This is a genomic window from Methylocella silvestris BL2 (assembly GCF_000021745.1).
Taxonomy (GTDB): Bacteria; Pseudomonadota; Alphaproteobacteria; order Rhizobiales; family Beijerinckiaceae; genus Methylocapsa; species Methylocapsa silvestris.
In genome coordinates, this window is record NC_011666.1 from 3,334,660 (window position 1) to 3,346,490 (window position 11,831).

An 11,831-nucleotide genomic window follows, 5' to 3' on the forward strand; every position below is an offset into this window, starting at 1 on the left:
CGGTCAGCCGGATCCTTGGCCTTTCGCCGGGGCCGGCCGGCAAATCTCGCAGTGCGGCGCTATGACGTAGCGCGGCTCGGGGCCGGTTTTCGTGAGTTGGAACGGACGGTGCGATCTGGTAACGCAAAGCGCATGACCAAGGCGTCCCGTCAATTCCTCGTTATCGTCGCAGCGCTGGGGCTCGGCCTCGCATTGTTTGGCGCTTTCGCCCTGCGCGAACTTTCCGATCGAGCGGAGGGTCAGGGCGTCGCGCGGATCGGCGGTCCATTCGACCTCGTCGCGCAGAATGGCGAGCCCTTTACCGACGCCAGGCTGAAGGGACGTCCGCACATCGTCTTCTTCGGCTATACGCATTGTCCCGACTTCTGCCCGACGACCCTGACGCAAATCTCCTCTGTGTTCGGGGAACTCGGGGCGGACGCGAAGATAGGCGCGCTGTTCGTCTTCGATCGATCCGCAGCGGGATACGCCGCAGGCGATGAGGGAGTATCTCGAAAGCTTCGATCCGCGCATCATTGGCGTTACGGGAAGCGACGCGCAGATCCGCGCCATCGCCAAGGCCTACAAAGTCTATTTCAAGAAGCAGGACGGCGAGGGCGGCGCCTATACCATGGATCACACCGGCGTCGTCTATCTGATGGACGCCGACGGGCGCTTCGTTAATGCGCTGAATCTTGAACGGCCGGCGGCCAAGGTCGCCGATGAACTCCGGCGCTATATTCAATAAAATCCCAGCGGGAAATATTTGAGATAGAGATCCGTATAGACGCCTCGCGCCCAAAGGTCGGCGAGGGCGTAATCCAGCGCCTGCCGCAGCGCCGGATTGTCCTTTTTTAGCGCGATGCCGACTCCATCGCCGAAAAAATGCGATTCGAGGAAAGAGCCGCCGGAAAAAGCGCAGCAATCCCGGGCCGGCCCTTGCAGCCAGACGCTGAGGGCTGCGCCGTCGCCGAAGATGACGTCGACGTCGCCATTCTTCAGCGCGTCGGTGAGCGCTGTCTGCGAGTCGAAGGTTTTTCGCGTGGAGCCTTTGAAATACGCGTCGAGATAGGCCTCATGCGCCGTTTTTGCGACCACGCCGATGAATTTGCCGCGCAACGTCTCCGGGCTCGCTTCGCCTAGCTGCGTCTGCCGCAAGCGAACGAAACGCGCCGGATTCTTGGCGTAGGGAACCGTGAAATCCAGCGTTTCCCGCGCCTTGGCGTCGATCCGGAGCGAGGCGATGATCGCGTCGCCTTCGTCGGCCTTGAGGGCGTCGACCAGCGTGTCGAAGCGGCGGGCCTGAATTGTGCAAGAGAGCTTCAACGTCTCGCAAATCGCGCGGGCGAGATCGATGTCGAACCCCGCCAGAGCGCCGTCCGGCATTTCGAAATGGAACGGCGGATAATCGCTGTCGGTGAGAAAGCGCAGGCTGTGCAGATTGCCGAGATCGGGTTTGGTCGGCCGCGCGTGGGGATCGAAGAAACTCGGCGCAAAGGTCGGATCGCCGAGCGCCGGAGCGCACCAGACGAGGGGCGCGGCGACGACAAGGAGAGCGCCGCGCCGAACTATGGCGCGAAACGGAAATCGTCTGATATATTGGATGTTTGACTTCTGACAGGACATGAACCCATCGCCCGCATGCGAAACCGGCGCTCAAAAGATGTTTCGAGCGAAGACTATGACGAAAGCGTCGCCATGAACAGGACGTCGGCCGCTCCCGAGCCGGGCCGCCCGATCATGACCGGGCTGGCGTCGCTGCCGGTGTTCTTCAACGTGAGGGGCAGGCGCGTCGTTATCGCTGGCGGGTCCGAGGCCGCCTTGTGGAAAGCCGAGCTTGTTCAGGCGGCGGGAGCGTCTGTGGTGGTTTTTGCCGCCGCCCCTTGCGACGGATTGGCGGAGCTTGAGCGCCGAGGCGCTTCGGTCGCGCTAGTGCGCCGCCGCTTCGAGCCTGGCGATTTGGACGGCGCGGTTCTCGCACTCGCCGACTGCGATATCGCCGAAGAGGCGGAGCAGTTTCACGCCGCCGCGCGGGCGCGCGGCGTTCCGGCGAATGTGATCGACAAGCCTGCCGCCTCCGATTTTCAGTTCGGCGCAATCGTCGACCGCTCGCCTTTGGTCATCGCCATCTCGACCGACGGCGCCTCGCCCATTCTCGGACAGGCTTTGCGCGGCCGCATCGAGGCCATGCTGCCAGCGGCGATCCGGCTTTGGGCCGGCGCCGCGAAATCCTGGCGCGCGCCGCTAAAGGCATTGGAGCTCGCTCCAAAATTGCGCCGGCGATTTTGGGAGCTCTTCAACGAGCGGGCTTTGACGGCGAGCGCCGTGCCGCCAGGCCCCGATGAATTTAAATCCTTGCTGGCGGAGGCGACGGCTGAGGGTCCGCGCGCGGCGAAGGGCTCCATCGCCCTCGTCGGGGCAGGCCCCGGCGATCCGGAACTGCTGACGCTGAAAGCCTTGCGCCTGCTGCAAGCGGCGGATGTCGTGCTCTATGACGATCTTGTCGCGCCCGAGATTCTCGATATGGGCCGCCGCGAGGCGACAAAAATCCCGGTCGGCAAGCGCGGCTATCGGCCGTCCTGCAAGCAGGACGACATCATCGATCTGATGATCAAGCTCGCGGCGGAAGGCAAGCGGGTGGTGCGGCTCAAAGGCGGAGATCCGATGATTTTCGGGCGCGCCAGCGAGGAGCTTGCCGCCCTTCACGCCGCAGGAATCGCGACCAGCGTTACGCCCGGCGTTACGGCGGCCCTTGGCGCCGCCGCCTCGCTGCAACTCTCGCTGACCGAACGCGTGCGGGCGCGGCGGTTGCAATTCATCACCGCTCACGCCCATGACGGAAGGCTGCCGGAAGACATCGACTGGCGCGCGCTGGCCGATCCCTGCGCCTCCAGCGTCATTTACATGGGCGCGCGAACGCTCAACTCCCTCGTCGAGCGTCTGGCGGCGCATGGGGCGGACCCTTCGACGCCCGCGCTTCTCGTCGAGCGCGCGACCTGCCCGGACGAGCGCGTGATCAGGGGAACGCTGGCGAGCCTGCCCGCGAAAGCCGCCGCGCTGTCGCCGTCCGGGCCTTGCCTGATCCTGATCGGCGCCGTCTTCGCCGGCGGCGTCGAGGCAGAGCAGATTCGGGAGGCGGCCGATATTGCGATCGCCTGATTCCGGTCGCCCGGACGTCATGACGCCGCCTCGTTTTGATGTCGCATTTAGTGATCGCCGCCTGAGACGGCGCGTGAAGCAGGGAGGAAGGCTTGCGTAGCATCGCCCTTGTCGCGGTCGGCGTCGCTTGCGTGCTCGGCGCCGCCGGTCTTTCTCTCTATCTTTACGAGCGCCCGACCGTTCTGCGCGTTGCGGTCACCCGCGAAAGCGACGATCAACATGTGCTCGCCGTCGCGGCGCATGAATTCGCGCAGGCGCGCGATCAGGTGCGGCTGAAGCTCGTTCTGGTCGATTCTCTTGCCGAAAGCGCGCGCGCCTTCGAGGATGAGCGCGTCGATCTCGCGATCGTGCGCAGCGACGTCGCCATGCCGGTCAGCGGACAGACCGTGCTGATCATGCGGCGCAACGCCGCCGTGCTCATGGCCCCGGCCGGATCGGAGATTCGCCAGCTTGGCGATCTCAAAGGTCGTCGGATCGGCGTGGTGGAAGCGGCGCGCACCGGGCGGTCGGGCGTGAACGCTCTGCTCGATGCGGCTCTGGCGCAATATGATGTGGCGGCGTCCTCGGTGCGCCGCGTGCCGCTGACGCCGGCCGAACTGCCCGACGCGATCGAACGGCGCGATGTCGACGTTGCGCTCGTGATCGATACGCCCGGCGCCGAAACCCTCAACGAGGCCGTGGCCGCCGTGACGCAGGCGGGTCGCGGGCCGCCTGTCTTCATCTCGATCGACGACGCCAAGGCGATCGCCCAGCGCAGCCCGAATTTTGAATCGATCGAAGTCCTGCGCGGCGTCTTCGGCGGCGCTCAGCCCAAGCCCGCGGCGAGTTTTGAGACTCTTGGCGTGAGCACACGGCTGATCGCCCGCCACAGCCTCGGCAATGACGTTGTCGCCGCGCTGACGGAGCTCTTGCTGACGGCGCGGCCATTGCTGGCGGCGCAGGAGCCGATCGCAAATCGTATCGAACCGCCCCCGACCGATAAGGGCGCGGCGCTTCCCGTGCATCCGGGGGCGCTGGCCTATCTTGGCGACGAAGAGCAGAGCTTCTTCGATAAATACAGCGATTTCATCTATATCGGGGCGATGCTGGCGAGCTTGTTCGGCACCGCGATCGCAACGCTCGCGGCGCGCTTCAACCGCAAGCGCAACACCGATCTCGAGGAGATATTGCATCGCCTCTTGCAGATCATTGCCGCGGCGCGAACCGCCCCACGGACCGACATGCTGGACGATCTTGAAAAAGAAGCCGACGATCTGCTTGCCCAGGCGCTTGCCCATGACTGGAATCATGCGATGAGCGGCAGCCGCGTCGCGGCGACCGATCTGGCGCTGAATCAGGCGCGTCAGGCGATCACCGACCGCCGGCTTTATCTGGCTTCGCCGCGCGGGACCTTCGCGCCGCGCCTCGTCGGCGATTAGCGCGGATTTGGCTTAATCCGGGTTATCTCCAGCAGCGGCGAAGAAGTTTGCGCTTCCCTCCGTCATATGCATGACGCAAGGAATCAGACTTTCAACGATTCGGGAATCCCGCTCGAATCGGAAAACGCAAAACGGGCACTAGTTCCTTAAGACTTCTATTCCTCGAATATCCCTGCCGTCGGGCAAACCTTCTGCAATGCCTCGACGGCTAGATCGTGATCCTTTCCATCTCCGTTGAAAATATAAATCGACGGCCCATCGGTCCCATCTTGTCCGAAGGTACCGGTAAACCAAACCTTCCGACCCGTTGAAAGAGTCACGAATTGAGCGGGACAATTGTCCACCTTGCGTACGTATGAGCAGTCATTCCCGCTACGGCAGACAGTCTCTATAGGTGGGTCTTGGACAGCGGCACTGCGGGGCGCCTCTTCTCGAATATTGATAGGCGTCAAGACCACTGATGTAGGATAGTGGATTGTTCCCCCATTCTCGCTCACTTTGACCTTTGCGATAACGTGGCGTCCAATCCAGTACTGAGGGGCACCGTCGAGAAGCTCGAACAGCGACGACTCGTTTTCAGTTGTACAGCGAGCGCGGTAAAACTCCAATGCAATGTATTGATGCGCGAACGGCTTGCCTTGATCGATGTCCGTGAAAGTCTTCTGAACGACGGTTCCTCGCATCGTTAAAACGCGCCCATCCGTAAGACAATCTTTTTTTGTGTCCCCTTTGCACAAGATGTAGTCTTTGAATACCCAACCGATAGGTTGACTTGTTTCGGGGTCGGAGACATACACCCAAGGGCGCATTTGTTCGTCGTCTACTTGATCGATTATGACCACTGGTTGGCCATTGTTAAGCGTCGTACTTATGCGCCCGTTTGGTGCTGTGCGGGCGTTCAACGGTGTTGGCGTCGGATCGGCGACAATACATTCGGCGTGGGCAAATGTCGTTGCGGCAAGCAAAGTTAGAGCGGCTCGCCCAATACCACTTTTCATCCCTCTATCCTTATTCCGAATTTGAGCCGCCAGAAATTGTGTCAACGGAGTACGCCCCCTCCACCGGACATCTTCCCGCGGCGGATTTTGACTGTTCGCTGCGGCGTTTTGCCCCTCGAATTTACAGGGCGCAAGGTCAACGGAAATCCTAACTGTAAGCGCGCGCCATTTTTCCTCCGCCAAAGGTATGACGCAAGGAATTTGCCTTTCAACGATTCGGGAATCGCGATCGAATCGGAAAACGCAAAACAGGCTCTGGCGCTTCGTTGCGGCGGCGTCCGTCAGACAAAATGCGCCAGCAGCAGGATTAGGCCGAGGCTGACGACCGAAAGGATCGTCTCCATGACTGTCCAGGTCTTGAAGGTTTCAACGACGGTCATGTTGAAATATTGCTTGACCAGCCAGAACCCGGCGTCATTGACGTGAGACAGCACCACTGATCCTGCGCCCGTTGCGAGGACCAGAAGCTCCCGGTTGACCCCTGGAGCCAGCGCCACGACCGGCGCGACGATGCCGGCTCCGGTGATGGTGGCGACCGTCGCCGACCCGGTGGCGATGCGGATGACGGCGGCGACCAGCCAAGCGAGCAGAATCGGCGAGACTTCCGCTCGGACGGCGAGATGGCCGATGACGTCGCCGACGCCGCTCGCGACCAGCATCTGTTTGAAGCCGCCGCCGGCGCCGACGATCAGCATGATGGCGGCGATCGGCGTCAGGCTGGCGTCGAGAAGCTTGCCGAGCTGCTCGCGCGAAAAGCCGCGCGCCGAGCCAAAAGTGTAGAACGCCAGCAGCAACGCCGCCAGAAGCGCCGTGATCGGATGACCGATCAGATCCATCCAGACGCGGACAGGGCTGCCGGTCGCGAACAGAACATCGGCCAGCGCTTTGAGGAGCATCAGAAAGACAGGCAGGAGGATCGTCGTCAGCGTCACGCTGAAGCTAGGCAGGTTCGTGTATTTTGTGTCCTGCACGAATTGATCGGCGAGATCCGGCGCGGCATGCCCCGGTATGCTTCGCGAAATGAACGAACCGAAGATCGGCCCGGCCACAGCGGCCGCCGGCAGGCCGACGATAAGGCCGTAGAGAATCGTCTTGCCGATATCGGCGCCGAAGACGCTGATCGTAAGGAGCGGCCCCGGATGCGGGGGCACCAGACCATGCACAGCCGAAAGGCCAGCCAGCAGCGGAATGCCGACTTTGATCAGGGGGACGCCGGACCGGCGCGCGACGATGAAGACCAGCGGGATCAGCAATACGAAACCGATTTCGAAGAACAGCGGAATGCCGACGAGAAAAGCCGCCAGCATCATCGCCCAATGCACTCTTTCCCGGCCGAAGGAGCGGATCAGGGTCTGTGCGATCTGATCGGCGCCCCCCGACTCGGCCATCAGCTTGCCGAGCATGGTGCCAAGGCCAAGAACGATCCCGACGAAACCAAGGACGCCGCCAAATCCCTCCTGGAAGGATTTCATGATCAGGTCCGCCGCCATGCCGGAGGTGAGCCCGAGAAAAACCGAGGCCAGAATCAGGGCGACAAAGGGATGAACCTTGAACTTGGTGATCAGCAACACGAGGCCGACGATGGTAACGGCGGCGTCGAGAAGCAGATAGGTCTCGCGCGTCATCTCCGACATGCGTTAGCCCCCGCTCGCGTCGCGCAACGAGCGATAGGCTTCCCCGCCCTCCGGCTGCGCTGAATTGGCGCCGCCCGCAGTGACGGAGGCGCGCCACCATTGGCTGGCGCGTTCGGCCAGGAGCGCGAGGGGAAGCGTTGCGTCGAGCGTCAAGGTCGCTGCTTCGCGATCCGGCGGTTCGAGGGCGTCGAACTGGCTTTTGATGAGGCTGGCCGGCATGAAATGCCCCGGCCGGTTGGCGACGCGCGCCGCCGCGATCTCTGGCGTCAACTCCAGATAGACAAAGCCGAGCCCTGGCACAGCATGGCGCAGCGTGTCGCGGTAGCGTTTCTTGAGCGCGGAGCAGGTGAGGACCGGGCGTTCGCCGGCCCCAAGGCAGGCGACGAGTTCCTCGCCGAGGCGGACGAGCCAGCCGGCGCGATCTTCATCCGTCAGCGGCGCGCCCGCGCTCATCTTGGCGATATTTGCGGGCGGATGGAAGGCGTCGCCTTCGACCAGACGCCCCTCGCTTAGATCGGCGATGGCGGCGCCGACGCAGCTCTTGCCGCAGCCGGCGACGCCCATGACGACAAGGGCGGAGATTGCGCGGTCCATATTTCCCCCGATGGAAGCGGCGCTTTATTCTATGCGGGCAAAAACCCGATGGCGCTCGGCTCTATTTAGCCCTTGAAAGGGGCCTGCCGGAAGACAAAAGTCATGCGCCTCCACGCCGGACCCAGGCCTTGGCTTACAGCCATTTCTTTGAGATCTCCGCTCCGCATCGCCATTTAAGAGATCATGCCGGTCTGGCGGAAATGGGAGCGTCGATTATATCGGTTTTCAAATCGCGGCATTTCGTATATTGAATTGTTGCAACGCGGAAAATTATCCCAAATCGCTGGCGGGCCGGCTCAGCTTTATGCCGCTGAGCGCATAGGCTCGCCTTATTGGCGTTTGCTCTCATGCCTTAGCGCGCCGGAGCAAAACCCGGCGCTCGATCGAGACACTGCACCTATGAAGCTGCGCAATATCGCTATCATCGCTCACGTTGACCACGGCAAGACGACTCTCGTCGACCGTCTGCTGCAACAGTCCGGCTCCTTCCGGGAAAACCAGCGCGTCGCCGAACGCGTCATGGATTCGAACGATCTCGAAAAAGAGCGCGGCATCACGATCATGGCCAAGGCGACGTCGATCGCTTGGGAAGGCGCGCGCATCAATATTGTCGATACGCCCGGCCATGCCGATTTCGGCGGCGAGGTGGAGCGCATTCTGTCGATGGTCGATGGCGCGATTGTGCTCGTCGACGCCTCTGAAGGGCCGATGCCGCAGACCAAATTCGTGGTCGGCAAGGCGCTGAAAATCGGCTTGAAGCCGATCGTCGCCGTCAACAAGGTGGATAAGCCCGACGCCCGCATCACGGAAGTGGTCAATGAGGTATTCGATCTTTTCGCCGCGCTTGACGCTACCGACGAACAGCTCGATTTTCCGATTCTCTATGGTTCGGCCAAGCAGGGCTGGATGGCCGACAGTCCCGACGGGCCGAAAGACGGCATGGCGCCGCTGTTCGATCTTGTCTTGAAGCATGTTCCGGAGCCCCGCGTCGAAGAGGGCGGTTTCCGCATGCTCGGCACGCTGCTCGAGGCCAATCCCTATCTCGGCCGCCTTGTGACCGGGCGCGTCTTTGCCGGCTCGATCAAGCCCAATCAGGCCGTCAAGGTGCTGGACCGTAAGGGCAATGTCGTCGAGCAGGGCCGCGTCTCCAAGATTCTCGCCTTCCGCGGCATCGAGCGGACGCCCATCGATGAAGCCGAAGCGGGCGATATTATCGCCATCGCGGGGCTCGAAAAATTCAACGTCGCCGACACGCTGTGCGCGCCGGAAGTCACCGAGCCGCTGCAGGCGCAGCCGATCGATCCGCCGACCCTGTCGATGACCTTCTCGGTCAATGATTCGCCGCTTGCCGGCACCGAAGGCGACAAGGTCACGAGCCGGGTCATCCGCGCGCGCCTCTATAAGGAGGCCGAAGGCAATGTCGCGCTGAAGATCGAGGATTCGCCTGGATCGGATTCCTACATCGTCTCGGGGCGCGGCGAATTGCAGCTCTCGATCCTGATCGAGACTATGCGCCGCGAGGGCTTCGAGCTCAGCGTGTCGCGGCCGAAAGTTGTGTTCCAGAAGGCGGAAGACGGCTCCATTCTGGAGCCCATCGAAGAGGTGGTGATCGACGTCGACGAGGAGCATTCCGGCGTCGTCGTGCAGAAGATGGCCGAGCGCAAGGCCGAGATGATCGAGATGCGCCCCTCCGGCGGCAACCGCTTGCGGCTCGTGTTTCACGCGCCGACGCGCGGCCTGATCGGCTATCAGGGAGAGCTTCTGACGGACACGCGCGGCACCGCGATCATGAACCGGCTGTTTCATGAATATGCGCCGTGGAAGGGCGAGATCGCCGGCCGACGCAACGGCGTCCTCATCTCCAACGACACCGGCGAATCCGTCGCTTACGCCATGTGGAAGCTGGAAGATCGCGGCCCGATGATGATCGAGCCCGGCTGGAAGGTCTATCGCGGCATGATCGTCGGCGAGCATACGCGCGAAAACGATCTCGAAATCAATGTGCTGAAGGGCAAGCAGCTGACCAATATCCGCGCCGCCGGCAAGGATGAGGCCGTGCGCCTGACGCCGCCGATCAAGATGACGCTTGAGCGCGCGCTGGCCTATATCGAGGAGGACGAACTCGTCGAAGTGACGCCGAAGTCGATCCGGCTGCGCAAGCTGTTCCTTGATCCGAACGACCGCAAACGCGCGGTCCGGACCAAGGAAAGCGCCTGAGCCAGAGCGGAGAGGGGGCGATGAACCGCTCGCGCATCGACGCCGCAAGCCTTGCTCCTTACCGCGATTATCTGCTCGAGGACGCCTTCATCCCCGAGCTGCCGAATTATTATCGCGGCAAGGTGCGGGAGAATTACGATCTCCCGAATGGCGAGCGCATCCTGATCGCGACCGATCGCGTCAGCGCATTCGACCAGAATCTGGCGTCGATCCCCTTCAAGGGGCAGGTGCTGACCGATATCGCCCGCTTCTGGTTCGAGGCGACCGCCGATATCTGCCCCAATCACGTCCGCGCCAATCCCGACCCCAATGTGGTGGTCGTCGAGCGGCTCGAGATGATGCCGGTTGAAATCATTGTGCGGGACTATCTCGCGGGCTCCACGGCGACGTCGATCCTCACCATGTACAAGGCCGGCGCGCGGCGGATGTACGGGCTCGACTTTGCCGACGGCTTGCGCGCCAATGAGAAGCTGCCGCAGACGATCGTCACGCCGACCAGCAAGGCGGGACATGGCTCGCATGACGCGCCGCTGACGGCGGACGAAATTCTTGATTCCGGGCTGTTGACGCCGCGGCAGTGGGAAGACGTCTGCGAGAAAGCCCTGGCGCTCTTTACGCGTGGGCGCGAGATCGCCGCCGGGCGCGGCCTCATTCTCGCCGATACGAAATATGAGTTCGGTTTCAATGCCGAAGGCCATATCGTTCTCGCCGACGAAATCCATACGCCAGACAGCAGCCGCTATTGGCTGGAGGAAACCTATCCAGAGCGGCTCGAAAGCGGCGGCGCGCCGGATAGTCTCGATAAGGATTTCATTCGCAACTGGGTCAGCGCCCGCTGCGATCCCTATCGCGATCCGATCCCGCAAATCCCGCCGGATGTGATCCTCGAGGCTGCGGCGACCTATATCCGCACCTTCGAGACCATCTCCGGCAGAAGCTTCGTGTTTCCCGAGGATCAGTCCGCCCCGCTCGACCGGATCCGCGCCAATCTCGCCTTTTACTGGACGCGATAGGCGCTCGGGATCCGGCTGCTCAGCTAGCGTCGACCGCCTTCGCCGCCTCATCGAGAATGGCGGTGATTCGGGCGAGCTCCTCCGCGCTGAGCGGGCCGCGCGACGTCCTGAGACGGAGCGCCGTCTTGACATTCTCCATTGCGCGGATGACCTGCGGCGCCGGGCCGCCGCCGTGGCGCGTGTTGATGTCGGCCATGCGCTCGAAAATCGCCGAGACGGTTGGTTCCTTGTCGCGCAGCAGCGCCTCGCCGTCCGGCGTTATCGCATAGAGCTTGCGGGGCCCGTCGGTCTCCTGGACCCGGATCGCGCCCATTTCTTCGAGAAGCGTCAAGGTCGGATAGATAACGCCCGGGCTCGGCGCATAAGCGCCGCCGAGCCGGTCCTCGATCGCTTTGATGATCTCATAGCCATGCGAAGGCTTCTCAGAGATCAATTTCAGGACGACGAAGCGAAGGTCTCCTTGCTCGAACATGCGTTGCCGCCCGCCGGGGCGGCCGTGGCGGCGAAACAGCCCCTCAGGGCCGCATCCCTCGCGGCGCGAGGCCTCTTCGCGATGGGCGAAGGCGTGGAAATAAGGGTGAAATCTCAATTGTGTTACTTTCGGTTTGGAGATTATCGAAAAACTGTATCTCGATATATCTGAGTTGAAAGATATATCGAACTTTATCGTTTGCAAGCGATTTTTTGAGAAATTTGGCGGCGCGCCCGGCGAGCTTGGCCGCAAGCATTGAACCGAAACAATTTCAAGGCGTGACTTCTATGCAATATCGCGGGGCGTTTTTCTGTTTTACGGTGCTTGAAATTCCATTCCCTTAACCA

The 11,831-nt window shown here is 62.1% G+C and carries 10 protein-coding genes and 1 pseudogene; 6 read left to right on the plus strand and 5 right to left on the minus strand.

The genetic code is table 11. The features are described from left to right. Positions 1–132: 132 nt before the first annotated feature. Positions 133–381 (plus strand): annotated as a pseudogene (locus MSIL_RS22200) (SCO family protein); the annotation flags it as partial. Between the two features lie 97 nt (positions 382–478). After that, complete coding sequence (locus MSIL_RS22205; protein ID WP_049768188.1) at positions 479–727, plus strand: SCO family protein; 249 nt, start codon at positions 479–481, stop codon at positions 725–727. On the opposite strand, the gene MSIL_RS15415 is transcribed toward MSIL_RS22205, so the two are convergent. Continuing rightward, positions 721–1,605, minus strand: a complete 885-nt coding sequence (locus MSIL_RS15415; protein ID WP_012592002.1) for a transporter substrate-binding domain-containing protein — start codon at positions 1,603–1,605, stop codon at positions 721–723. The genes MSIL_RS22205 and MSIL_RS15415 overlap by 7 nt on opposite strands. 72 nt (positions 1,606–1,677) lie before the next feature. Between MSIL_RS15415 and cysG the strand changes: the two genes are divergently transcribed. Both cysG and MSIL_RS15425 read left to right on the plus strand, forming a co-directional pair. Beyond that, complete coding sequence (gene cysG / locus MSIL_RS15420) at positions 1,678–3,138, plus strand: siroheme synthase CysG (RefSeq protein WP_049768289.1); 1,461 nt, start codon at positions 1,678–1,680, stop codon at positions 3,136–3,138. Positions 3,139–3,230: 92 nt separating this feature from the next. Continuing rightward, the gene (locus tag MSIL_RS15425) at positions 3,231–4,556 is read left to right on the plus strand and encodes a TAXI family TRAP transporter solute-binding subunit (protein WP_012592004.1); all 1,326 of its coding nucleotides are present in this window, start codon (positions 3,231–3,233) and stop codon (positions 4,554–4,556) included. Between the two features lie 155 nt (positions 4,557–4,711). Here the strand turns inward: MSIL_RS15425 and MSIL_RS21090 are convergent, their stop codons facing one another. From MSIL_RS21090 to MSIL_RS15440, 3 genes are all read right to left on the minus strand, one after another. Further along, positions 4,712–5,554: an SH3 domain-containing protein gene (locus MSIL_RS21090; RefSeq protein ID WP_012592005.1), complete on the minus strand. Its 843-nt coding sequence runs from the start codon at positions 5,552–5,554 to the stop codon at positions 4,712–4,714. Positions 5,555–5,835: 281 nt separating this feature from the next. Then, a complete protein-coding gene (locus tag MSIL_RS15435; RefSeq protein WP_012592006.1) occupies positions 5,836–7,188 on the minus strand; it encodes a GntP family permease in 1,353 nt (450 codons plus the stop codon). Positions 7,189–7,191: 3 nt separating this feature from the next. After that, a complete protein-coding gene (locus MSIL_RS15440) occupies positions 7,192–7,782 on the minus strand; it encodes a gluconokinase (protein ID WP_012592007.1) in 591 nt (196 codons plus the stop codon). A 399-nt stretch (positions 7,783–8,181) separates the two neighbouring features. On the opposite strand from MSIL_RS15440, the gene typA reads away from it, so the two are divergent. Beyond that, positions 8,182–9,999, plus strand: a complete 1,818-nt coding sequence (gene typA, locus MSIL_RS15445; RefSeq protein ID WP_012592008.1) for a translational GTPase TypA — start codon at positions 8,182–8,184, stop codon at positions 9,997–9,999. A 20-nt stretch (positions 10,000–10,019) separates the two neighbouring features. After that, on the plus strand, positions 10,020–11,012 hold the full coding sequence (locus MSIL_RS15450) for a phosphoribosylaminoimidazolesuccinocarboxamide synthase (protein ID WP_012592009.1): 993 nt from the start codon (positions 10,020–10,022) through the stop codon (positions 11,010–11,012). A 19-nt stretch (positions 11,013–11,031) separates the two neighbouring features. Here the strand turns inward: MSIL_RS15450 and MSIL_RS15455 are convergent, their stop codons facing one another. Continuing rightward, positions 11,032–11,601, minus strand: coding sequence for a PadR family transcriptional regulator (locus tag MSIL_RS15455; RefSeq protein ID WP_244406147.1), 570 nt, complete (start codon positions 11,599–11,601; stop codon positions 11,032–11,034). Positions 11,602–11,831: the final 230 nt, after the last annotated feature.

What these genes read in the sequence shown, in the direction of transcription:
- MSIL_RS15415 (WP_012592002.1), bottom strand. Translation starts at nt 1,605, where the DNA reads ATGTCCTGTCAGAAGTCAAACATCCAATATATCAGACGATTTCCGTTT.
- MSIL_RS21090 (WP_012592005.1), bottom strand. Translation starts at nt 5,554, where the DNA reads ATGAAAAGTGGTATTGGGCGAGCCGCTCTAACTTTGCTTGCCGCAACG.
- MSIL_RS15450 (WP_012592009.1), top strand. Translation starts at nt 10,020, where the DNA reads ATGAACCGCTCGCGCATCGACGCCGCAAGCCTTGCTCCTTACCGCGAT.
- cysG (WP_049768289.1), top strand. Translation starts at nt 1,678, where the DNA reads ATGAACAGGACGTCGGCCGCTCCCGAGCCGGGCCGCCCGATCATGACC.
- MSIL_RS22205 (WP_049768188.1), top strand. Translation starts at nt 479, where the DNA reads ATGAGGGAGTATCTCGAAAGCTTCGATCCGCGCATCATTGGCGTTACG.
- MSIL_RS15440 (WP_012592007.1), bottom strand. Translation starts at nt 7,782, where the DNA reads ATGGACCGCGCAATCTCCGCCCTTGTCGTCATGGGCGTCGCCGGCTGC.
- typA (WP_012592008.1), top strand. Translation starts at nt 8,182, where the DNA reads ATGAAGCTGCGCAATATCGCTATCATCGCTCACGTTGACCACGGCAAG.
- MSIL_RS15435 (WP_012592006.1), bottom strand. Translation starts at nt 7,188, where the DNA reads ATGTCGGAGATGACGCGCGAGACCTATCTGCTTCTCGACGCCGCCGTT.